Raw genomic sequence first — 24514 nt, 5'->3', positions numbered from 1 at the left:
TAGAATGGAGAATTCATATGATTTAAATGGGATTAGAGCCCTGATGATTAGGGCTGCACATGGTTTGGGAATGTCCATTGAAGAGGAGTTGGCCCAGACAGAGGCAGCACTTGAGGTTACGGGGTCTACTAAAAGCAAAATAGAGTATGCCCTAGCTCATTATAAAAACATGGGAATTGAGGTTTCATGATATTTATTCGATATTACCGACGAAAAACGAGCTGCAAAATACGTGGAAAAAATCGTTGCCGAACGTGGTGAAATTGATATCTTGTCATCTAAAGGGAGTGACTTCGTAAATGGTCAAATCATCTATACGGACGGTGAAATATTGGACGCTATAGAAAACCGGCTAATTAAAAATAAGGAAATCAGTATGGCTAAAACCGGCACATTTATACATGATGATTTTTTGTTGGAAAACAAATATGCCCAAGAATTGTATCATGGTTATGCAAAGAAACAACCCATAATCGACTATCATAATCATTTGCCACCCCAAGAGATTGCCGAGGATAAGGTTTTTGGTAACATGACCAAGATCTGGATCAATGGTGATCATTACAAATGGCGCGCCATGCGAACTTTGGGTGTCAATGAAAGATTCATTACCGGTGAAAGTTCGGATAAGGAAAAATTTATGCATTGGGCCAAAACGGTGCCTTATACGATGCGTAATCCGTTATACCACTGGACACATTTGGAATTGGCCCGGTATTTTGATATATATGATTTATTGGATGAAAAATCGGCTGAAAATATATATCAAGAAACATCGGAAAAATTAAGTTCTCCGGATTATAGTTGCCAAAATTTACTGCGTAGGGTTCACGCCGAGGTTGTCTGTACCACGGAAGACCCCATAGATAGTTTGGAATACCATAAAACATTGGCGAAAAGTGACTTTGATGTCAAGGTCAGTACGGCCTTTAGACCAGATAAGGCCATTCTCATTTCAAACAAGGGTTATAATGATTATGTCGATGCCCTGGGGAAAGCTGCAAATCAAGAAATCAATACGTTCAATGAACTCTGTGATGCCCTTGAAAATAGAATAGCCTATTTTCACCAAAATGGATGCACACTTTGCGACCATGGGTTAGACCGGATATGTTTTGAGCCCTATACGGAATTGGAAGTTCAGGCCATATTTTTAAAGAGAAGAAACGGCCAGGACCTTACCCAAGAGGAAGCGTCAAAATTTCAAAGCGCGATTTTACTTTTCTTATCTGAGACCTATCATGAATATGGTTGGGTGCAACAGTTACATTTAGGGGCCTTAAGAAACAACAATGCCCGTATGCATAGCCTTCTGGGACCTGACACGGGGTGGGATTCCATTGGGGATTATCCACAAGCACAACAATTATCGGCCTTTTTGAATGCCTTGGATCGTAAGGATAAATTGACGAAGACGATCATCTATAACCTGAATCCGGCCGATAATGAGGTGATGGCCAGTATGATCGGTAATTTCAATGATGGCAGCATAAAAGGAAAAGTGCAATTTGGTTCCGGATGGTGGTTTATGGACCAAAAAGATGGGATGACCAAACAAATGAACGCGCTTTCCAACATGGGACTCATCAGCTGTTTTATCGGTATGCTTACAGATTCCAGAAGTTTTCTGTCTTTTCCGCGCCATGAATATTTCAGGCGGGTGTTGTGCAATCTTTTTGGGGATGAAATTCAGCGCGGGGAACTACCTAATGATATAGCTTGGATAGGAAAACTGGTACAGGATATCTCCTATCAAAATGCAAAGGACTATTTTAATTTTTAAGAACACAATCCAACGATATAAACCGAAATGAAAAAATCAGAAACGATTAGGATATGAAAATCCTTGGGAGACTTATCATCTTATCCCTCCTAATGCTCATCCAAGCATGTGGGTCGGAAAATAAGAACAGGACCTTACGATTGGGACATGGCTTGGATGTAAGCCACTCCGTGCACAAGGCCATGTTGAAAATGGGGGAGGATCTATTTGAAAGATCCGGAGGTAAGCTGAAATTGGAGATTTATCCCAGTCAACAGTTGGGTACGGAACGCGAGTGTTTGGAGCTATTACAAATAGGCAGTTTGGATATGACCAAGGTTTCCGTAGGTGTCTTGGAGAATTTCGCCCCCAAAATGAAGGTATTGGGGCTGCCATTCCTCTTTCGGGATAGGGAACATTCCTTTAACGTGTTGGATGGTCCAATAGGACAGTCTTTATTGAATGAAGGCCAAAAATATTGGCTAAAGGGCCTTGGCTATTATGATGCCGGAAGCCGAAGTTTCTACACTATGAACAAACCCATCAACACACCGGAGGACCTTCAAGGACTTAAAATAAGGGTCATGGAAAGTGTCACTGCTGTACGGATGGTGCAGGAATTGGGTGGTTCGCCAACGCCCATTTCATGGGGAGAGCTTTATACCTCCTTACAACAAGGGGTGGTAGATGGGGCTGAGAACAATCCACCTAGTTTTTATCTTTCCAGGCATTATGAGGTTTGTAAATATTATTCACTTGATGAACATACGGTCTTACCGGATGTATTGCTCATGGGCACCTATATTTGGAATAAGCTTTCAAATCAAGAAAAGCAATGGCTTACCGAATCGGTCAAGGAATCGGTCAAATATCAAAGAAAACTTTGGGCAGAGGCCGAAGCTGAGGCCTTACGCGAAGTTGAAAAAGCCGGGGTCTCGATTATACGACCCGATAAGTCGCTTTTTGCGAAAAAGGTCTCCGGTATTTATGAAGATTATAAAGATGATAAGGACATCTACCCATTGATCCAGCAAATAAGAGAAACCAACTAATATGGCATTACGAAAACGAATCGATAAAATTCTGGGAAGAACCTTGGTGGTCATCATGTCCATTATGGTAATAAACGTACTCTGGCAGGTATTTACAAGATATGTTACAGGTGATCCAAGTTCATTTACCGATGAATTGGCCCGGTATCTCATGATATGGATAGGGATTTTGGGAGCGGCCTTCGTCGCAGGCAAGAATATGCATGTAGCCATAGATATTCTTCCTTCAAGAGCCTCCGCCAAAACACAGAGAAAATTAAAGATCATTGTAACGCTGCTCATCATCCTATTCGTAATTTTTGCTTTTGTCGTGGGCGGTTCCCGATTGGTATACATCTCCTATATTTTGGGACAACAATCCCCGGCACTGCAAATACCTTTGGCAGTGGTTTATTTAATTCTTCCAATCAGTGGTCTCTTGATCATTTATTACAAAGTATCGGATCTTTTAAACCTTAGGTCATGATGGAAAATATACCCATTTTAGTATTGGTCATAAGTTTTATATGCCTTTTGGCCATGGGTACCCCTGTTGCCTGGAGTATTGCTATTTCATCCCTATTGACCATGCTGGTAAGTATTCCCGCTATCCCAGCTTTTACCACGGTGTCACAACGAATGGCAACAGGACTCGATAGTTTTGCTTTGCTGGCCATACCCTTCTTTATACTCTCGGGGGAACTGATGAATAAGGGAGGTATAGCACATCGACTTATAGCCTTTGCCAAAACCTTAGTGGGTTCCCTTCCTGGGGGACTTGCACTGATTAATGTCATCGCTGCCATGCTCATGGGTGCTATTGCAGGATCGGCCATGGCTTCTGCTTCCGCTATGGGTAGTATTCTCGGCCCGGAAATGGAAAAAGAAGGGTATTCCCGAGAGTTTGGTGCTGCCGTAAATATTACCTCGGCCACGACCGGTTTGGTCATTCCACCGAGCAACGTTTTGATAGTGTATTCCTTGGCTAGCGGGGGCGCATCTATCGCAGCTTTGTTTTTGGCGGGTTATATCCCTGGTATTTTAACCGGTTTGTTTTTAATGATCGTGGCTTCGGTTTGGGCCAAAAAGAAAAAATACAAAATAGGAAAACGAAGTAGTTTAAAGGACATGTTCAAGACGTTCGTTGATGCGTTACCAAGTCTGCTTATGCTGGTGGTTGTTATCGGCGGTATTGTTACCGGTATCTTCACTGCAACGGAAGCCTCGGCAATAGCCGTTTTATATAGCTTGATCTTGGGCTTCGTTTATAAGGAGATTACTTTTGAAAAACTACCTCAGATTTTATTGGATTCAGCATCCACCACAGCTATAGTAATGTTATTAATCGGAGCATCAATGTGTATGTCGTGGGCACTCTCCTATGAGAATATTCCCCAAGAAATCAGTACAGGTTTGTTGAGTTTGAGCGAAAATAAGATTGTCATTTTATTGATTATCAATTTATTGCTTTTGTTCGTGGGTATTTTTATGGATATGACTCCGGCCGTTTTGATCTTTACACCGATATTTTTGCCCGTGGTAACAAAATTGGGCTTAGACCCGGTTCATTTTGGAATCATCATGGTGTTGAATCTTTGTATTGGACTGTGTACCCCTCCGGTAGGTTCGGTGCTCTTTGTGGGTGTGGGAATCGCCAAGACGACCATAGAGAAAGTATTCAAGCCCCTCTTGCCCTTGTTCATTGCGATGATCCTAGCCCTATTCTTGGTGACTTATATTCCACAACTAAGTTTGTGGTTACCAAGTTTATTCGATCTCTAACATTTATTATGAAATACTATAACCCATGCAACAATTAAATAGAACGAATACCGCTATATCGGAAACTCAACCCATAAAAGTCATTCAGTTTGGTGAAGGAAATTTTTTACGGGCTTTTGTTGAGCCGGCCTTTCAAAAATTGAACCAAGAAGTGGGTTTCAATGCGGGAATCGCCGTGGTACAGCCAATCGACAAGGGGATGGTCTCCATGCTAAATGATCAAGATGGTCTTTATACCCTTTTTACCAAAGGAATCAAGGATGGTAAGGAAGTAGAGGGCAAGGAACTTATTACCAATATTGTAAAGGGCGTAGATCCATATACGGATTTTGACCAATATTTGGAATTGGCGAAGGAGCAACACTTACAATTTATCATTTCGAACACCACGGAAGCAGGCATTGCCTATGTGGCAACCGATACTCCCGATATGAAACCTCCGAGTTCGTTTCCTGCCAAGCTAACGGTTTTGCTATATAAGCGTTATACCCATTTCAAGGGAGCCGTCGACAAAGGACTTACCCTGATTCCTTGTGAATTGATCAATTACAATTCAGACACCTTGCGAAAGATCATACTTGATTATATTGCCCAATGGAAGTTGGAGGACGGATTCAAGAACTGGCTTTTAAATGCCTGTACCTTTCATAACACCTTGGTCGATAGAATTGTCCCTGGATATCCCCGTGACCAGATAGAAACGTATAACGCCCAATTGGATTATAAGGACAATTTGATCGTCAGTGCCGAAACCTTCTTTTTGTGGGTTATTGAAGGAGACGAAACACTAAAGGAAAAGCTTCCTTTTCATAAAACGGACCTCGATGTCAAGATCGTAAAAGACATGCAACCGTTCCGCACAAGGAAGGTACGTATATTAAATGGGGCACATACCGCCATGGTACCCTTTTCCATCTTATATGGCAACAAAACAGTGAAGGAAAGTGTCGATGAAGGTTTTACCGGGCCATTCATTCGTACTTTGGTACAGGATGAGATAATACCGACCTTGGATATGGACCAAGCTGAATTGGAAGCATTTGCCAATGCAGTGTTCGACCGATTTAGAAATCCTTTTATCATACATCAATTAGCGAGTATTGCCTTAAACTCCATTTCAAAATTTAAGGTCAGGGTGTTACCCAGCCTTTTGGAGTTCGCTAAAATAAAGAAGCGTTTACCCTTGCACACGGTTTTTGCCTTTGCCTGTTTAATCCGTTTCTATAAGGGCAGTTACAAAGGACAGGAGTTACCCGTCAACGATGATGCTGAAATCGTCAACGAAATGCGGTTCATTTGGCAGTCCGATGATTATGATGAAATATCAAGGGCCGTGTTGTCTAAAAATGAATATTGGGGAGAAGACTTAACTCAAATAACAGGCCTTAAGGATCGAATTGCAAAGGCATTACGGAGTATAGATGAACAAGGAATAAAAGAAGGTTTTACTACATTTAAGAATACTAAATAGCGGTTTTATGCAAAAGTTGATAAGAATACAAAAGGAAGACAATGTTGCTGTGGCCCTTATAGATCTAGCAAAAGGGGATAGATTGCAATTTGAAGGTGAGGAGCTTGTTATCTTGACGCATACCAAGGCAAAACACAAAGTAACCTTGGTCGATTTACTGCCAGATGATACTATTTATATGTATGGCGTACTGGTAGGAAAAGCCGTAACCCCTATTAATAGAGGAGGGTTATTGACCACTGATAATGTAAAACACCAAGTAAATCCTGTAAAGGAAAAGACCGCAAGCGTTTCATGGACACCACCTTCCGTTGATAAATGGAAAGACCGGACTTTTATGGGATATCACCGACCCGATGGTCAAGTAGGTACGGCAAATGTGTGGTTGTTCTTTCCGTTGGTGTTTTGTGAAAATAGGAATATAGAGGTGCTCAAGGATATTTTCGAAAAAGAACTTTCCATAGGCAAGGTAAGCCAACAACAACAGCTACTCCGAAATCTTATCAGTGGAAATACAAGCCAGGTTAATGTAGAAAATGAGAACAATTCCACCCGAAGTTTGGAGAATATCGAGGTTAAATTCATAACCCATCAAGGGGGTTGTGGCGGAATTCGTCAAGATTCAGAAACCTTGGCTAAACTATTGGCGGGGTATGTAAAAAACCCGAATGTCGCCGGAGCTACCGTACTGAGTTTAGGTTGTCAAAATCTACAGGTCGATATCTTTAAAAAGGCGTTATCGAATATTGATGATAAGTTAGAGAAACCGGTTCTCATATATGAACAACAACAATTGGGTACCGTGGACCATATGTTGAACACCATCATTAAAGAATCTTTTGAGGCCATCAAGAAAGCGAATGAAATAGAACGTAAACCTGCACCGATCTCCAAGTTAAAAATGGGATTGGAGTGTGGGGGTTCTGATGGTTTTTCAGGAATATCGGCCAACCCTGCTTTGGGCTATGCATCCGATATTTTGGCAGCCTTGGGTGGGTCGCCTATTCTCTCCGAATTTCCTGAATTGTGTGGTGTTGAACAAGAGCTTGTCAATAGATGTGTACATGATGCAGATGGTCAACGATTTATGCAGTTAATGAAGGATTATGAAAAATCCGCAGAAAATGTCGGTTCTGGTTTTGATATGAATCCGTCCCCGGGGAATATTAAGGATGGTTTGATTACAGATGCGATGAAATCTGCTGGGGCGGCTAAAAAGGGAGGTACTTCACCTGTAGAAGCTGTATTGGACTATGCCGAGTATGTTACAAAACCAGGTCTTAATTTGTTATGTACGCCTGGCAATGATGTGGAAAGTACCACTGGTTTGGTGGGCTCTGGCGCAAATATTGTTTTATTTACCACGGGTTTGGGCACCCCTACAGGAAACCCGATAGCTCCTGTGTTAAAGGTTTCGAGCAATACGATTTTGGCAGAACGCATGCCTGATATTATCGATATTGATACCGGAGCTGTGATACGCGGGGAAAAGTCCATACCTGAAATGGGAGAAGAAATTATGGAGTATGTAATCAAGGTGGCAAGTGGTGAGGTTATATCCAAAGCAGACCAATTGGGTCAAGATGATTTTATTCCATGGAAACGCGGAGTTTCATTATAAAGTCTAATTCAATCTGGACGAGGATTTGCGTATTTTAAGACTTGGCGACAGCACCACTCGCTTTTCAATCTTTACGTTAGCGGCATCCATTTGTTCCAAAAAAACCTTAGCTGCAGTTTTTCCCATTAGCAAGGGTGATTGGTCTACCGAACTAATCGTCAGTTCCATAAACTGGGTAAAAGGCTCATTACTAAACCCTACCACACAAAAATCTTCTGGAATGCGTATACCATTATCTTTTAGATATTGTATGGCCCCCAATGCAGCAAGGTCACTAGCTGAGAATAGGGCATTGGGTGGATCGGCTAATTCCATTAATGTTTTGGCCGCTTCCCTGCCAGCATCGATATTACTTTCGAGCCCCAGCACATAGGAATCGTTAAAACCAATGCCGTTATCCAACAAGGCTTGCTTATATCCCTCAAACCTATTCTCATATATCTCCAAAGAGCGATCAACGGTAAAATGGGCAATTTTAGTACAGCCTTGCTCAATTAGATGTTGGGTTGCTTCATACGCCCCACTATAATCATTAAGGGTTACAGAACTAGCCCCCTTTATATCCTTTTTACGGTCAAAGAAAATCAAGGGGATGTTTTTTTTGAGAATCTGTTTAAAATGTTCCGTGCTTTTGGTTTGTCTTGCGATAGACATGATGATGCCATCCACTTGGGCGTTCAACAGATTTTGTATAATTACTATTTCCTTCTTCTCGTCCTCATGCGTTTGAGAAATAATAACATTGTATCCCATCGGATTCAGTTCTTCTTCAATTCCGCGGATTACGTTCGAAAAAAAATTTCTATTGACTATGGGGAGTACAACGCCGACATTCTTACTTTTGCCGCTCTTTAATGCCAACGCCAACTTATTCTGCTTGTAGTTCAATTGCGCTGCGACTTCTAGCACCATTTTCTTGGTGTCCTCACTAATTCTAGGATTGTCGTTGAGGGCTCTTGATACAGTCGCAGCGGTAATGTTCAGAACCTTCGCAATATCATAGATGGTGGTTTTTTTGCTCATTTATTCTTTTTCAATCAGAAAAAGGGATTTGTCCAATTTCAATGTTAATCGCGTTATCGATTACATAAACCTTTGTGAAGGTATAAAAGTAGTATAATTATAGGGAAAATTACTTTGGACTAGTGGAAATTCAGGTTGCTTTTGTAAGTATTCGAATCATAATAAATGGCCCCGAAAATTATCGAAGTCATGATGACACGCTTCAATGCCACGAATAATTCAGAAACTATGTTTCCTCAATTTATATCAGACCAGACCTGTAAATCCTAAAAATGCCAAGGACAAGAGTCCTGCGACCAATAGATTGATCGGAACCCCTTTCATGCCCTCGGGTATGTTGGCGAGCTCTAGATATTCCCGTATGCTGGCGAAAACAATCAGTGCCAAACCAAAACCAAGTGAATTTGAAAAGGCAAAGAATACCGCTTTCAGAAGACTACCGTTTTCAAGGCCCAAGGCTAAAATAGCTACCCCCAGTACGGCACAATTCGTAGTGATCAACGGGAGAAAGACTCCAAGTGCTTGGTATAAGGGGGGGCTTACTTTTTTAAGGATGATTTCGACCATTTGCACTAAGGCCGCGATAACCAATATAAAGGTAATGGTGCGCAAGTAATCCAAGCCGGCTGGCTGCAGAATATAAATATGTAATAAATAGGTCGCTGTAGTGGCAATGGTCATCACGAACATAACCGCTCCCGCCATACCGATAGAGGTCGATATTTTGTTCGAGACACCTAAAAAAGGACAAATCCCCAAGAATTGCGATAGCACAATATTATTGACGAATACAGCGGCGATGAGTATTACGATATAGTCCATTTTAAGCTGTTTTAGCGGTTAGTTTATTGAATAAAATCGCGAGATAAGACAAAGCTATAAACGCCCCTGGAGGCAAGATGAACAGGATAAAGGTATTGGCGTCCTCGGGAACGAATTTAAAATCGAAGATACTTCCGTTACCCAAGATTTCACGTACAGCACCCAATACGGTCAATGCAATTACAAATCCAATACCCATACCAAGGGCATCCAAAACCGAGGATTTCAGATTGTTTTTTGAAGCAAAGGCCTCGGCCCTTCCCAAAATCAAACAGTTGACCACGATCAAGGGGATAAATATGCCCAATTGCTCATATAGAAACGGGATAAAGGCTTCCAGGACCATTTCTACGATGGTCACAAAGGATGCGATAATGATGATGAAGGCCGGGATCCTTACCTTGCTGGGTATTTGGGATTTAACCAAGGATACCACGGTGTTCGACATCAGCAATACGAACAAGGTGGCTACTCCCATGCCAAATCCGTTAAAAGCGGATGAGGTAACGCCTAAGGTGGGGCACATACCCAAAAGCATCACAAAGACCGGATTTTCCTTTACGATACCTTTTAAGAAATTTTCCTTTTGATTTATGGTTTTGGACATTGTTCCTACTGATTGGCTTTGGTTAAAGAATCCTTTATTTTTATATATTCGTCATAAGCACTTTGCGCGGCTTCAGTAAAGGCCCTTGTGCTGATCGTGGCACCGGTCAAGGCATCCACATCACCACCGTCCTTGCCCACTTTCAAATCGAAATTAGAAGGGTTTTTGTCCTTGAATTGCCCCAAGAACTTTTCCTCTTTCATTTTCGTTCCCAAACCAGGGGTTTCCTTTTGTTCCAACACGACGATATCCTGCATGGATCCATCAGGTTTAAAACCGACCATGATCTTTACCAATCCACTAAAACCTTTTTCGGAGGACCCGATTACGGCTGCCCCAACGAATTCAAGGCCTTGAAAAGCGGGGTAAATTTCCATACTGTCTTTGGCAACCTCTGATTTTATTCGGACCACTTGGGCGACTAGGTCATTGTCAAATGCGGGCAACACCAATTTAAGGGCATTGACCTTTTTTGCTAATTTCGCCCGGGCCTTGGGTTCTAAGGTGAGGTCATTGACAAACCCCAATGAGAATCCGGCTACAACGGTTATCACGATAAGCGCTAGGGCCATGTTCAAAAATGTTGATTTCTTGTTACTCATAGCTATATCATTTTGGCTTTGATCTTAGCACCGAACCTACGTGGTTTAAAATACCTGTTGATCAAGGGAACAAAGGCGTTCATAATCAATATGGCAAATGAGATTCCTTCAGGATAGGCCCCGAACAAACGAATTACAACGGTTATGACTCCGATACCGATGGCAAAAATCACCATTCCCTTTTTTGTCACGGGACTAGTGACCAGATCGGTCGCCATATAAAATGCGCCGAGGATAGCCCCGCCGGATAATAGATGAATTACCGGATTCGCGTAGTGTTCTGGGTCTACGAACCAGAAAATACCTGTCATGACCCCAATAGTGAGCAATACCATCACAGGAATATGCCAAGAGATTATTTTTCGGAAAATAAGGTACAGGCCTCCAAGTAGCAAGGCGATTGCCGACATTTCACCAATAGATCCCCCTGTAATCCCTAAAAGCATATTGACACTCGAAGGAATCTTGGCGCTTATTTCAGTCATTGTTTCACCAAATTGTAAGCCATCCTTGATTATCCCCAACGTAGTTGCCCCGGATACGGCGTCAGCAATGGATGTGTTGTTTTCCACCGCAGTGGGCCATAATGTCATTTGTACAGGAAAGCAGACTAATAGGAACACCCGACCTACCAACGCCGGGTTGAACACGTTGAACCCGAGACCGCCGAAAGAGAGCTTTGCGATTCCGATAGCAACCAAACTACCAACGATGATCATCCATATTGGGAGTCCAGCGGGGATGTTGAATGCCAGTAGAATACCGGTTAGAAGAGCGGATCCATCCGTAATCGTAACCTCGGTCTTCATGAGATATTTTTGAATCAGATACTCAAATAATAAACATGAAAAAATGGTGACGGAGATAGCTATCAAAGCATTAAAGCCAAATACATATAGGGAGACCAAAAATGCAGGTATCAGTGCGATGACCACATCATACATTATTCTTTTGGAAGTTCTATCGGAATGTACGTGGGGAGAGGCGGAGATAACAATTGCGGGGCTATCCATACTTAATTTTTAGAAGATGCTAATTTTTTAGTAATATTTTTTCCAAATCGGATATAGTCCAATAATGGGCGGTGGGAAGGGCAAACATAACTGCAGGAACCACATTCGATACAGGTCATGATATCCTCTTGGGCCGCTTTTTCATACATCCCTTTTTCAGTAAGATTCATTAAAAGATGGGGTTCCAGTCCCATGGGACAAACGTTGACACACTCGCCACAACGAATGCAATTCTTAGGTTCACCCCTGCTGGCTTCATCCTCATTTATTATTAGGATACCTGATGTGCCTTTGGTGACCGGGACGTCTGTATTCTTAATGGCCTTACCCATCATAGGACCGCCATTTACTATTTTCCGTGTACCTTCTGGCATACCACCTACTTCCTCGATCAAGTCATTGATGGGAGTGCCTATTTTTACCCAAAAATTGGAGGGGTCCCCTAACTTCTTGCCAGTTACGGTAACAACACGTTCGATCAATGGTTGGTTATGCTGTATGGCTTGATAAATGGCAAAAATAGTACCGACATTATGTACGATCACCCCTACATCCAAGGGTAAACCATTTTTTGGGACTTCCCTTTTCAAAATAGCCCTTATCAATTGCTTTTCCCCACCTTGTGGATATTTTACCTGCAGGGCAGCGACTTGGATTTCCTTTTCGTCAACCGTTAAGCGTTTAAAGAGTTCAACGGCATCCCTCTTGTTGTTTTCAATTCCGATAACAGCTTTTTTTACATGAAGGGCGCTCATCAGGATTTTTATTCCCACTATGATTTCTTCCGCCTTTTCGAGCATCAATCTATGGTCCGCTGTTAAATAAGGTTCGCATTCAACCCCGTTTATAATCAGACAATCGATTTTTATACCCTCCTTGACATTCAGTTTTACATGGGAAGGAAAGGTCGCCCCACCCAATCCAACGATTCCGAAATCTGAAATACGTTTTATGATTTCAACGGGTTCAAGGCTTATCTCTTTTTTTAGGGGATATTCGATTTCCTGAAAATTGGACTCATTTTTATCATCAGTACGAATAACGATGCATTGTTTTTTATAGCCGCTACTATCGATGATCATATCCAATTTCGTGACGGTTCCGGCTACTGGGGAATGGATGTTGGAAGAGACAAATCCGCCTGATTTGGCAATTACCTGTCCTATTTCAACCTTATCTTTTCGATCTACAACAATTTCGGCAGGGATACCGATATGTTGTGCAATGGGTACATAAACGACCTTGGGCACCGGTAATCGTTTGATTTTTTTTGATGAGGTCAGTTTATTTTCTGGGGGATGTATACCTCCCTTTGGGAATGTTCTAAGCATCTTTTACAAGATTTACCGATGTAACTTCACCTGATGGGTCAGCTTCTACTTTTTTGACTTTTGGTGGCGGAAAATTGGTTTCGATGATGGCATGGGTAGGGCATACAGGAACACATTTTCTACACAAAGTGCAGTACTCGGGATCGATATAAGCCAAGTTATTTACCATGGTGATGGCGTCTTTTGGACAAACATCCTCACATTTTGCACATCCTATACACGCAACGGAACAGGCTTTTTTGGCAATACCTCCTTTTTCCTCGTTCAAACATCCCACGAAAACCTTCAGGTCCCTCTTGTTCTTTGGCCGCATTTCAATAATATCACGGGGACATGCATCGACGCACATGCCGCACGATGTACATTTGTCGGCGATAACGACGGGTAGACCCGTGGTCTCATCCATAAACATGGCATCGAACTTACATGCTATAACACAATCCCCATCGCCTAGACAGCCATATTGGCAATCGGTTTCCCCACTATAGATCATGGCAGAGATCGCACAAGATTTTGGTCCTTGGTACTCGGTCGTCTTCGGCCGTACCTCGCAAGATCCCTGGCATCGTACCACCGCGACTGTTGGGTCTTTTTCGGCCACTTCCTTTCCTAAGACCTCTGCAACCATTTTCATCACCTCATTGCCGCCTACTGGGCAAAATAAATCCGAGATATCATCGGAGGTCACCAATTTTTCTGCAAAGGATTTACATCCTGGGGAACCACATCCGGCACAATTCGCCGCAGGCAATAGTTCTTCCACCTTCGCTATCAAAGGATCCTCATAAACATAGAATTTTTTAGAGACCACATAAAGCACCAAGGCTGTTACGGCACCTAAGGAAACCAGCAAGAGAACACTATTTAATATGGATTCGTTCATTATCGTCTAAATTTTTACAATGGTAATTTTAAAGGTTTTTTTAAAGACATTCCGCAAAGTGTAGAGTAACATGTAATACGGTATCAATACCACAAGGGATAGTAGACCTGCCATCCATTCGACCAGGAATGCTGAAGCGACGAATAAAGTAAGGACCATGAGTAGAAAGGGAAAAAGATAGGCCCAGAAAACGGCCTTTAACCCCAATCCTTTTTTTAAGACCACGTTTACCTGTTCATTCATCGCAAAGGATTCATCGGGATAGGATATTTCCACTTCTTTTGATCCTGAATCGGAAACACCACAACTGCCCTTGGCACGACAGGATTCGCAATGTACATTCTCATCCAAGGAGACAATGAGTGAATTTCCATTCTTTCTGGAAACCACCCCGGAGTGGATATATGCCTCTTCGCTTGTTAACTTCGAATCCATTGAAAATGGTTTTTTGTCCTTTTTTATCGAGGGTATAAAATTAAGATGATCGGTTTGGCTATTTTATGACTTATGTCAGGATTTGGATAGGGGTCTACCTGTTTGTGGCTAATCTGAACCATCTAGTAGCTGTTTATCCCTTAAATCCATCTCTATAAATGGCTAAAATTTCATGACCATGGTCATACTATCTGTTTCGGCATTAATCTTCTCTATTTTTTAGTGCCTATCTAGTTTCGTATTTTTCCATAACTCAAATTCCTTGCTCATTTTTTCATCGATAAGCGGATAGAGTCCGATTATCGATTGTCCATCTTTTACCTTTTCCATAACGAATTCCTCGAACAAGGTCATCTGAAGACATTCGTCCGCCACTTCATCGGCTATGTGCGCTGGTATGACCATGACCCCGTCATCATCACCCACTAGCATATCCCCAGGGAAAACAGCCACATCACCGCATCCAATGGGTTCGTTGATTGAAATCGCTTGATGCAAGGTTAAATTCGTAGGTGCAGAAGGGCGATTGTGATAGGATGGCAGGGCTAATTCCGCAATTTCTGCCGAATCCCGAAAGCCACCATCGGTGACAATGCCTGCAGCGCCTCTCACCATTAATCGCGTGGCCAAAATGGAACCGGCCGATGCCGCTCGGGCATCTTTTCGACTATCGATGACCATAATGGCCCCTTTGGGACATTCCTCTACAGCAACCCTTTGAAGATGTTTGGGGTCCTTGAATACCTCTATGGGATTCAGATCTTCCCTAGCGGGAATATATCTAAGGGTATACGCCTCACCAACCATTGTGGGTTTGTTCAATTTCAAGGGTTTGACATCTTGTATGAATTGATGCTTCAATCCTCTTTTGAATAAGCAAGTGGCAATGGTTGCCGTACTTACTTTCCTAAGTTTGTCCTTTGTAGTATTTGCTGATGGTATCATGATTTACCCAGTTTTAATGTATTATTCAGCTAATTGCCAAGCTTCCCTTAAAAATCTTAAATCTTTCTTCATTTGACCGAAAATCGCATTTTTGTCCATGGTTATTTTTGAGGCACCCTGCTCTGCACCACCAAGGTCGTATTCTAAATGAAGGGAAACAGGAACATTGATCTTGTATTTTTTGAGTAATGAAAAATAGCGATTGAAATCTACCATTCCTTCTCCTAAGGGTGTGTTGATGGGTTCCCATTTTCCATTGACCACGCCCCATTTAAAGTCTTTTATGACGATAGATTTTATATACGGTTGAATCTGTCTTAAACCCAATTCCCAACTGCTACCACCTTCTACCACGGCATGCCTTATATCATATTGAGCACCCATATGTTCATTTTTTGTGGCCCTTAGGATGGGGAGTAAATCCCAAATAGGCGCCCCCACATGGTTGCCTGCATGATTTTGATAGCACCCTATCAATCCTTGTGTTTTGTTGAGTATTTCCAAGTCTTTGAATTGTTGTGCGTATTTGGATTGACTTTCGTCAATCGACCTGTCTTCAGGATAGGTTAGCCATCCCGTTCGGTAATACTTCAATCCTTGTTGACTGGCCATTTCCAATACAGTTCTACTTGTTTGATCATCGGCATCAGTTACATTGGTAGTCATCATTTGTGGTCGCAGTCCGAATTTCCTCATCGCTTCGACAGCTTTCGGCAAATCTTCAGTAACCCGTTCAGGTAAAACATGGCCTTCAGGCCTTACGGTAAGATCGAGACCATCAAAACCCATTTCTGCAGTAGCTTCCGACATCCCATTATAATCCAAAAATTGTAGATGTTTGGAAAACAAATGCACTTGTAGATTTTCATTGGTATTACCATTATCTGATAAAAAGGCACTTTTTATACCCTGATAGGGAAAAATCAGTGCAGAACCTGCTAACGTTGATTGTTTGATGAAGTTTCTTCTGGTACGTTTCATTCATATAATTTTAAGGTTTCCGACTATGTTGCACAGCTTGAGTTGGTTTTTTGATGTTTTTTCATTTCAATAGTAAATAGAATTAAGAAGTGTCTATTTCGTATTTCAATGTAAATAATTTGTGGGGTCCACAAATATACATATATTTGGTAAACCAAACTGGTTAACCAGTTTAAAATTTGTAGTTCCACCTTAAAAATTTGATCGATCATGAGGAAATTGGTAACTGTACTTTGCTTGTTATTTATTTTAAGCGCCTGTGGAGATAAAACCAATCGAAATATTAGAATGGTAAGCACGCCTGAAGAATTGGAAGAAGCTTTGAAAAGTGTAGAGGCTGGTGACGATATTGTGTTGACCAATGGTGTATGGAACGATGTTCAGATAAGATTTGTAGGTTACGGAACTGAGAAGCAGCCCATTGCACTAAAAGCAGAAACTGCTGGAAAAGTGATTATTGGAGGGAATTCTGATTTGAAACTTGGAGGTGACTATTTACAAGTGAGTGGATTGTACTTCACGAATGGCTCATCTCCGTCCGAATCGGTTATTGAGTTTGCAATCAACCAGGATACCGTCGCTAACCATTCCCAGATCACCAACTGTGTGATTGTCGATTACAATAAAGCCCAAAGAAACCAGACGGATCTCTGGGTACTATTCAAGGGGCGACATAATGAGCTTGATCATTGTTACATCGCGGGCAAGTCCAATAGAGGGCCTACTGTGAGGGTTGATCTGGCAGGAAATAAAAGCATAAAAAATCACCATAAAATCACTAATAACTATTTTGGACCAAGGCCTCCCAAAGGCGGGCCTAGTGCCGAGACCATACAACTCGGTAATAGTTTTACCTCCATGGCTCCCAGCTATACCCTAGTAGCAAATAATTTTTTTGAGCGATGTAATGGAGAAGTAGAAGTTATTTCAAGTAAAACCAATTTCAATGAGTTCAGGAATAATGTTTTTTACAAGAGTGAAGGATCATTGGTAACAAGACACGGAAACTATTGCATCATAGATGGCAATTATTTTATCGGAGACACGAATTCTGAACAAATTGGTGGTGTGCGATTGATCGGTACGGGTCATTGGGTAACCAACAACTATTTTTATAACCTAAAAGGAAAGACGTTCAGAAGTCCCCTTGCCGTCATGAACGGTATTCCAAAATCACCCCTTAATAGGTATATTCAGGTTACGGATGTTGTCGTGGCCTACAACTCTTGGGTTAATTGCAATTCGCCTTGGCAATTTGGAGTGGGGTCCAATGTCGATCAAAAAGATATACTACCGGCTTCTGAAATTAGATCAGAAAGACCCATTCGTACTATTGTAGCGAATAATCTTATTTACAGCGCACAAGGTGATAAGCAACCCGTAGTTGCTTATGATTCCGTGGATGGAATCGATTTTGAAGGTAATGTCATCAATAATCAAGGTCTGCCTTTTGAATATGATTCCAGGTTTAAGCAGGAAGATTTTTCACTTACGGAATTGGAGAAAAATATTTTTGTTCCATCGAATGAGCTGTCAGATGTTCAACTATATAATGGTTTCGAGTTTGACCAAATTACAAAAGACTTGTTCGGCAATTCACGGGCTAAGAATAATAGGGTGGGGGCTATCGCGGGTGTACTAGTCGAAAAGCCAAATCTTATGGACATGTCCAAATACGGCCCAGATTGGTATCCCTTGAAATCAACTGAAGAAATTAGTGCTAAAACCCATCCCGTAGGATCGATTGCCGAATTGGAAACTGCGGTTCAAGGGGCAAAAAGCGGCGATACCATTATCCTGACAGGGGATCTTTATGAGCTGAAAACCTCATTAAAGATCGATAAGATGCTAACCATAAAGTCTGGTAACGTTAACAAAAAAATGAAGATCCATTACAATGGCGCTCCAAAAACCCCTGCCTTTGAAATGAACCCCAAAGGGCAACTTACCCTTATAGGCGTTGACCTGAAAGGGACAAATAGCCAATATGCATTTGCAAGTTTGCAAAGGAATATGTCAAGTCTATACAATTTGAGTGTTACGGATTGTGAGATATCGGATTTCGATTATGTGCTGAAAGCGTACAAATATTCTTTTTCCGAGTATATTAAATTCCAATCAACCCTTATTAAGAATTGCACAAATGGATTAGAGTTGTCTGAAGAGTCCGATGATCGTGGCGAATACAATGCAGAAAACATATTTGTTGATAACTGCTGGTTCGAAAACATCGATAAAAATGTAATAGATTATTATAGAGGAGGGTATGATGAGTCTACGGTGGGAGGCAATTTAGTAGTGACCAACAGTACCTTTACAAAGTGTGGCGCTAAGGAAGCGGATGGAATTTTGCTCAACACCTACGGCATCATCAATGTAGACCTTTCAGGAAACAAATTTATTGACAATAAAACGGAACTTGTAGCGCGACTATGGGGAGCGAAGAATAATTCACATTCCGGTAATGTCATAAAAAACTCAGGGGAGTTGCTAGTTGAAGAGAATCTTCCGCTTAAGTTAATGTACTAGAGATTATGCCAAAAAAAGTAATAACATTTGGTGAAGTAATGATGCGTTTGTCCCCCCCGGGTTATGAGAAATTTTCACAGGCTTCTTCTTTCGAACTTGTTTATGGAGGTGGTGAGGCGAACGTAGCCATTTCATGCGCTTATTTGGGTATGAAAGCCGCCCACGTGACCCGTTTTCCTGATAATGCCCTTGGCAAGGCAGCCACACAATTTTTACGCAAGCATTGGCTAAGCACCGAACACGTTATTTATGGCGATGACATGATGGGCAAGTATTTTCTTGAAAAAGGTGCGGTGCATAGACCCAGTGAGGTAATTTACGAAAGGGAAGGGTCCTCTTTCTCCTTAATCGAGCCTTCAATGGTAAATTGGGAAGATGTGCTCAAAAACGCCGATTGGTTCCACTGGACAGGGATTACCCCTGCCATTTCGGAAGGTGCCTACCAATGTTGCCTAGATGCCATTAAAACAGCTAACAAATTGGGAATAACGGTTTCGGGAGACATTAATTCGCGCAGCAACATGTGGAAATATGGGAAAACGATGCAGGAGCTTATCCCCAGTTTGGTGCAACATTGCGATGTGGTAATTACCAGCAGCCGCGGTATTCGCGAAATGTTCGGGTTCGGTCAGGCGGAGGATAAATTCCCGTCTTTAGCCAAAAAGTTGATAGACCTTTTTCCCAATATCAATAAAGTGGTCAAAAAAACCAGAAGGCCCATAAGTGCTTCCCACCACCAAATACAAGGTAAAATGTGGAACGGTCATGACTATATTAAATCCGATATGCTGAACATTACCCATATTATAGACCGTGTGGGTACCGGAGATGCCTTTGCCGCTGGCCTCATTTATGGGCTATTGCATTATGATGATGAAAAGGCTTTGGAATTTGCCACCGCTGCCTGTGCCTTAAAACATACCGTTATAGGCGATGTAAACTTGGTGTCTTTGGACAATGTGCTGGATTTAATGGAAGGGGATACTTCCGGAGCAATAAGAAGGTAGTTTTTTAATGAACACCATACCGCACGTTCCATTTCAAAAAGAATTAAAAAAAACCAAATATAATGAGCTATAAAACCCTTACATCAGTAGTCCAATCTCTCTTAATGATTGGCCTTGCATTAGTCATAAACAGTTGCCTTGATAAAGCTAAGAAATCTAATAACGAAGATTCTAAAGCTACCATGTATCCAAGCGATGTACTTCCATTTATGGATGAATGGAATATTCTCTTGGGAGACGGTACACGTTCTGAGGACCTGGTACATTATGAAAAGAAAGATTTCTTTTATGTTGAAAACGACGGAAAAACCGATTGGGTGGTTTACAAAACCCCTAATTCTGGTGTTACCTCACGAACATCAAGCAATACAAGAACGGAATTAGGTCAAAAAGAACATTGGATTCCCGAAACTGGGGGTAAATTATCGGGTACGTTAAAAGTAATGCATGTTTCAACTTCTGGTGATGCACGAGTTGCTGCGTCATATTCGGTCGTAGTGGGGCAAATTCATAGTGATGAGGGGAATGAAAACGAACCTTTAAAAATCTTTTACAAAAAATTCCCAGGGCACACAAAAGGCTCTGTTTTTTGGAACTATGAAATTAACACCGAAGGTGATAATTCAAAAAGATGGGATTATTCAACAGCCGTTTGGGGAAATGATATGTCTGTAATTGGCGATAGTCCAAGTACGTATCCCGAAGAACCCAAAGATGGTATTGCATTGGGGGAGGAATTCACTTATGAAATAAATGTCTACCAAGGCATCATGTATCTCACTTTTACCAGCGAAGGTCATGAGACCAAAACATTCACAAAGAACTTATTGAAATCCGATTTTTCGAAGAAAGCGGATATTCCCCAACAAATTTTGACATTATACGCAGCAATTGGTCGTGACGGTGTTGAACGCGAAAATGCCTATGCAGGTGAAATTCAGTTTTTCAAACAAGGTGCGTATAATCAAACCAATGGCAAAAACCCAGAGGATAATATAGTTTGGAGTACGGGATCAGAAACTTATGACGGGGATATAGCCAAACAATATGCCAATGGAAGCTATACCGAAGTTTGGTTTAGAGAAGCGAGTGTAGGGGTTGGCACAATGCCAAGTACAGAGTAAGTGCTTTAAAAATAAATTGGAACCACAAGGGATATTAGGATGAAAATAAAGGATATAAAAGTTTTTGTTTGTTGCCCAGGCCGCAATTTTGTTACCGTCAAGGTTATAACGGAAGATGGTACGTATGGGTTGGGAGATGCCACGCTGAACGGCAGGGAAATGGCCGTCGTAGCCTATTTAGAGGAACATATAGTTCCGTGTCTTTTAGGAAGGGATGCCCATCAAATCGAGGATATTTGGCAGTATCTCTACAAAGGAGCTTATTGGCAAAATGGTGCTGTGAGTATGGCTGCTATTGGTGCTATAGACATGGCCCTTTGGGATATTAAGGGAAAGTTGGCCAATATGCCAGTATATCAACTACTCGGCGGAAAAAGTAGAAAAGGAGTTACGGTATATGGTCATGCCAATGGGGAAACCATAGAAGAAGTCTTGAATAATCTGGGCACATTTATTAAAGAGGGATACAAAGCGGTGCGCTTACAGTGTACCATTCCCAATACGAAGGGTACATACGGTACCATGGAAGGCAAAAAGAACTATTATGAATTACAGGGCAATAGGCCCTTACCACCGGAACAAGTGTGGTCGACCGACAGATACATGAATTTTATTCCCGAACTCTTTAAACAGGCACGAGAGAAATTTGGCTATGAAATAGCACTTTGCCACGATGTGCATAGTAGATTGACCCCTATCGAGGCATCACGGTTGTGCAAACTATTGGAACCCTACAAACTACTTTTTATAGAGGATGCCGTCACTACGGAAAATGCCGAAGGATATAAAGTCATTCGAGAACATACCGATACCCCTTTGGCTACAGGAGAAAAATTCAACACCCTTTGGGATGCCAAAGAGATGATACAAAACCAATGGATCGATTATGTGCGGACTGCGGTACCCCATGGTGGCGGATTAACCCCCCTAAAAAAATTAGCGGATTTTGCATCATTACATCATGTGCGCATGGCACCACACGGAGCACCCGACCTTTCGCCCGTCTGCGTAATGGCACATATGCATTTTAATCTTTGGGCCCCTAATTTCGGTGTTCAAGAATTTATTGGTTTCGGCACCCCTGAGCTGAACGAAGTGTTTCAATACAAAATTGAACTTAAGGAAGGGTTACTATATATGGATGACAAACCCGGATGGGGCATTGATTTCGTCGAGGAAGCAGCAAAGAAATACCCTTACAAGCGATCGTACCTTCCTGTAAACAGGTTAGAGGATGGCACCTTATGGAATTGGTAAACGCAATCAACAGATAAATAAAATATAGATAAATGGGCAAAAAGTTAAAAGTACTTATTTCGGGAACCGGGTTTGCCGGCCAGGGCCATGCGGTTGCGTTTCGAGCTGCAGGTTGTGAGGTAGTAGGTATTGTTGGGAGAACCCCAAGTGTCGTAAGCAAGGTGGCCAAGAAAATGGCTATTCCATACTCCGGAACAGATTGGCAACAAGCATTGAAGGAATGTCAACCCGATATTGTTTCAATCGCGACTCCTGGAGGCGCCCACTATGAGCCAATTAAACAGGCCATTGCATTTGGGTGTCACGTATTTAGCGATAAGCCTCTTACAGATACTGGAGCGTCTGCATTGGAGTTGTACGAACTTGCCAAAAAGAGAAAAGTAAAAACGGCGTATGCTTCCAGCTTTAGATATATGCCTCATATTCAACACGCTAAACAACTTGTTGCAGATGGTGCAATTGGCGAACCTGTGGAGGTGGAGTGTATCTCCCACTTCAACCTGGAGCGGGATATTCCCTTCGGCTGGTCGCACCGAAAGGAAGATGGTGGCGGTCGTTTGAACAATAATTTCACACACATGATTTCCATTGCAACATCGGTAATCGGTGAAAAAATCCTATCGATAATCGGGGAAGTACGGGACGATTTAGGTAAGGCACCCATCGTTGAAGGCGTACATAATTTCAAGACGAGAAGGGACTTTATTCCCGAAGATCTCAACGACCCTTCCCTTAAATGGGGGGAAAGCAATGTAGAGTGGTCCTATACCGTGTTGGCACAATTGCAAAGTGAATTTGCCACCAAACCGGTCTCCGTATTGTTCAAACATGGCGGACTGAACCCCAAATTTCAAGAGAACCATATTGTGTTTTACGGCACCAAGGGTGCGATTTTCATTGAAGGCCATTATGGCATGGGCCCGCTGTATTTATATGGCAAAAACAAAACCTGGGATGAGCTGCCAATACCTAAGGAAATAGCCGATAATCAACCTAAAATTGAAGGTGATACCGAGCGAAATTGGCATTATCTTGTTAGGGAATTTGTAAAAGATATTAAAGGAGAAAAAGTTGCTCCTTACCAATCCTTTAAGGAAGGTAGTCTGTATCAGCAACTCATTGACATCATCAGAAAGAATGATAACTGGACAGACGTTAGTCATCTTCAATAAAAAGGAAAATTATGTTCTATGACTATATCGTAATTGGAGTCTATTTTGTATTGATCCTTGCCATTGGGGTCATATTTTCACGAATGGCAAGTAAATCTACCAGTGATTATTTTCGGGGTGGTGGAAGAATGTTGTGGTGGATGGTAGGCTCAACCGCTTTTATGGCTCAATTTTCAGCCGTTACTTTCACTGGCGCAGCAGGTAAAGCCTTCAACGACGGTTTCGCCATTTGTGCTGTGTATATTGGAAATACTTTTGCTTTCTATTGTGGCTATTTGTTCTTCGCGCATCGATTTAGACAAATGCGGGTAGATACACCTACTGAAGCCATAAAAAGGCGATTTGGTCCTGAAAATGAGCTGTTTTTTTCTTGGGCCTTAATCGTATTTTCCTTCATAAATGCCGGTGTTTGGTTAAACGCGTTAGGCGTTTTTACCAGTGCGGTTTTTGATGCGGATATTTTTATAACCATTATAGGAATTGGCTTGACGGTAGTTTTTGTGTCGGTACTTTCAGGGGCTTGGGGGGTTGTCGCATCAGACTTTGTTCAAACTTTGGTGGTAGCGGTTGTTTCAGTAGCTACTGCGATAGTGGCATTGGTGCTGGTTGACGGTCCGGTTAATTTGGTTAAAAATTTTCCAGGTGGTTTTCTCGTAGGTCCGAATATGAACTACCCCTTGATATTAATCGGAACGTTCATCTTCTTTTTACCGAAACAGATCATCACCATGATGAATCTTCATGATTCATTTCGATTTCTCGGTGCAAAAGATAGTATCAACGCACGTAAAGCTGCAATACTAGCTATGATTCTTATGGGAGTGGGAACTATAATTTGGTTTATCCCCCCGTGGGCAGCGGCTACCCTATACCCTGATGCCGCAACAAATTATTCACAACTGGGCAACAAGGCAACAGATGCAGTATATCTATATTTTGCCCGTAATGCTATGCCCATAGGTACTGTTGGATTACTAATGGCGGGCCTCTTTGCTGCTTCCATGTCTTCTATGGACTCAGCACTGAATAAAAACGCTGGAATCTTTGTAAGAAGTATCTATCAACCTTTTCTTGCTAAGAGAAGTAGACAAAATAGTGACAAGAAATTGTTAAGGA

At 41.9% G+C, this 24514-nt stretch carries 23 protein-coding genes; 13 read left to right on the top strand and 10 right to left on the bottom strand.

The features are described from left to right. The first annotated feature begins 4 nt into the window (after positions 1 to 4). From WBM98_RS15965 to WBM98_RS15935, 7 genes are all read left to right on the top strand, one after another. On the top strand, positions 5 to 190 hold the full coding sequence (locus WBM98_RS15965; RefSeq protein WP_424367017.1) for a hypothetical protein: 186 nt from the start codon (positions 5 to 7) through the stop codon (positions 188 to 190). A 186-nt stretch (positions 191 to 376) separates the two neighbouring features. Further along, a complete protein-coding gene (uxaC, locus tag WBM98_RS15960; RefSeq protein WP_424367043.1) occupies positions 377 to 1783 on the top strand; it encodes a glucuronate isomerase in 1407 nt (468 codons plus the stop codon). Between the two features lie 53 nt (positions 1784 to 1836). Beyond that, a complete protein-coding gene (locus WBM98_RS15955; RefSeq protein WP_424367016.1) occupies positions 1837 to 2814 on the top strand; it encodes a TRAP transporter substrate-binding protein in 978 nt (325 codons plus the stop codon). A 1-nt stretch (position 2815) separates the two neighbouring features. Then, positions 2816 to 3280, top strand: coding sequence for a TRAP transporter small permease (locus WBM98_RS15950; RefSeq protein WP_424367015.1), 465 nt, complete (start codon positions 2816 to 2818; stop codon positions 3278 to 3280). Then, the gene (locus tag WBM98_RS15945) at positions 3280 to 4575 is read left to right on the top strand and encodes a TRAP transporter large permease (RefSeq protein ID WP_424367042.1); all 1296 of its coding nucleotides are present in this window, start codon (positions 3280 to 3282) and stop codon (positions 4573 to 4575) included. The genes WBM98_RS15950 and WBM98_RS15945 overlap by 1 nt, the downstream gene beginning before the upstream one ends. 25 nt (positions 4576 to 4600) lie before the next feature. Next, on the top strand, positions 4601 to 6046 hold the full coding sequence (locus WBM98_RS15940) for a tagaturonate reductase (RefSeq protein WP_424367014.1): 1446 nt from the start codon (positions 4601 to 4603) through the stop codon (positions 6044 to 6046). A gap of 7 nt (positions 6047 to 6053) precedes the next feature. Beyond that, positions 6054 to 7667: a UxaA family hydrolase gene (locus tag WBM98_RS15935; RefSeq protein WP_424367013.1), complete on the top strand. Its 1614-nt coding sequence runs from the start codon at positions 6054 to 6056 to the stop codon at positions 7665 to 7667. Positions 7668 to 7670: 3 nt separating this feature from the next. Here WBM98_RS15935 and WBM98_RS15930 read toward each other — a convergent pair whose 3' ends face one another. The 10 genes from WBM98_RS15930 to WBM98_RS15885 form a co-directional block, all read right to left on the bottom strand. Next, positions 7671 to 8690 (bottom strand): LacI family DNA-binding transcriptional regulator, encoded by a 1020-nt coding sequence (locus WBM98_RS15930; RefSeq protein ID WP_424367012.1) that lies wholly within the window; start codon positions 8688 to 8690, stop codon positions 7671 to 7673. A gap of 246 nt (positions 8691 to 8936) precedes the next feature. After that, complete coding sequence (locus tag WBM98_RS15925; protein WP_424367011.1) at positions 8937 to 9512, bottom strand: electron transport complex protein RnfA; 576 nt, start codon at positions 9510 to 9512, stop codon at positions 8937 to 8939. Position 9513: 1 nt separating this feature from the next. Continuing rightward, on the bottom strand, positions 9514 to 10119 hold the full coding sequence (locus WBM98_RS15920; protein WP_424367010.1) for an RnfABCDGE type electron transport complex subunit E: 606 nt from the start codon (positions 10117 to 10119) through the stop codon (positions 9514 to 9516). A gap of 5 nt (positions 10120 to 10124) precedes the next feature. Beyond that, the gene (locus tag WBM98_RS15915) at positions 10125 to 10721 is read right to left on the bottom strand and encodes an RnfABCDGE type electron transport complex subunit G (RefSeq protein WP_424367009.1); all 597 of its coding nucleotides are present in this window, start codon (positions 10719 to 10721) and stop codon (positions 10125 to 10127) included. Between the two features lie 2 nt (positions 10722 to 10723). After that, positions 10724 to 11734: an RnfABCDGE type electron transport complex subunit D gene (locus WBM98_RS15910; RefSeq protein WP_424367008.1), complete on the bottom strand. Its 1011-nt coding sequence runs from the start codon at positions 11732 to 11734 to the stop codon at positions 10724 to 10726. A gap of 2 nt (positions 11735 to 11736) precedes the next feature. After that, complete coding sequence (gene rsxC / locus WBM98_RS15905) at positions 11737 to 13065, bottom strand: electron transport complex subunit RsxC (RefSeq protein ID WP_424367007.1); 1329 nt, start codon at positions 13063 to 13065, stop codon at positions 11737 to 11739. Beyond that, positions 13058 to 13948 carry a Fe-S cluster domain-containing protein gene (locus tag WBM98_RS15900; RefSeq protein ID WP_424367006.1) on the bottom strand — a complete coding sequence of 297 codons (891 nt, stop codon included), beginning with the start codon at positions 13946 to 13948 and terminating at the stop codon, positions 13058 to 13060. The genes rsxC and WBM98_RS15900 overlap by 8 nt, the downstream gene beginning before the upstream one ends. Positions 13949 to 13954: 6 nt before the next feature. Continuing rightward, positions 13955 to 14383 carry a SoxR reducing system RseC family protein gene (locus tag WBM98_RS15895; RefSeq protein WP_424367005.1) on the bottom strand — a complete coding sequence of 143 codons (429 nt, stop codon included), beginning with the start codon at positions 14381 to 14383 and terminating at the stop codon, positions 13955 to 13957. 219 nt (positions 14384 to 14602) lie between these two features. After that, positions 14603 to 15328, bottom strand: coding sequence for a ribonuclease activity regulator RraA (locus WBM98_RS15890; protein WP_424367004.1), 726 nt, complete (start codon positions 15326 to 15328; stop codon positions 14603 to 14605). Between the two features lie 21 nt (positions 15329 to 15349). Further along, complete coding sequence (locus WBM98_RS15885; RefSeq protein ID WP_424367003.1) at positions 15350 to 16309, bottom strand: sugar phosphate isomerase/epimerase family protein; 960 nt, start codon at positions 16307 to 16309, stop codon at positions 15350 to 15352. A gap of 210 nt (positions 16310 to 16519) precedes the next feature. Between WBM98_RS15885 and WBM98_RS15880 the strand changes: the two genes are divergently transcribed. From WBM98_RS15880 to WBM98_RS15855, 6 genes are all read left to right on the top strand, one after another. Further along, positions 16520 to 18838 (top strand): chondroitinase-B domain-containing protein, encoded by a 2319-nt coding sequence (locus WBM98_RS15880; protein WP_424367002.1) that lies wholly within the window; start codon positions 16520 to 16522, stop codon positions 18836 to 18838. A 5-nt stretch (positions 18839 to 18843) separates the two neighbouring features. Further along, positions 18844 to 19845: a sugar kinase gene (locus WBM98_RS15875; protein ID WP_424367001.1), complete on the top strand. Its 1002-nt coding sequence runs from the start codon at positions 18844 to 18846 to the stop codon at positions 19843 to 19845. A 182-nt stretch (positions 19846 to 20027) separates the two neighbouring features. After that, complete coding sequence (locus WBM98_RS15870; RefSeq protein ID WP_424367000.1) at positions 20028 to 20969, top strand: polysaccharide lyase family 7 protein; 942 nt, start codon at positions 20028 to 20030, stop codon at positions 20967 to 20969. Positions 20970 to 21008: 39 nt separating this feature from the next. Then, positions 21009 to 22226 (top strand): D-mannonate dehydratase ManD, encoded by a 1218-nt coding sequence (gene manD, locus WBM98_RS15865; RefSeq protein WP_424366999.1) that lies wholly within the window; start codon positions 21009 to 21011, stop codon positions 22224 to 22226. Between the two features lie 32 nt (positions 22227 to 22258). Further along, positions 22259 to 23398 (top strand): Gfo/Idh/MocA family protein, encoded by a 1140-nt coding sequence (locus WBM98_RS15860; RefSeq protein ID WP_424366998.1) that lies wholly within the window; start codon positions 22259 to 22261, stop codon positions 23396 to 23398. Between the two features lie 83 nt (positions 23399 to 23481). Continuing rightward, positions 23482 to 24514, top strand: a 1033-nt coding sequence (locus tag WBM98_RS15855) for a sodium:solute symporter family transporter (RefSeq protein ID WP_424366997.1), incomplete at its 3' end; no start/stop codon positions are given.

Origin of the sequence: Maribacter sp. (genome assembly GCF_049667165.1) — a bacterium.
Classification (GTDB): domain Bacteria; phylum Bacteroidota; class Bacteroidia; order Flavobacteriales; family Flavobacteriaceae; genus Maribacter_A.
This window is presented reverse-complemented; position numbering and strand designations above follow the sequence as displayed.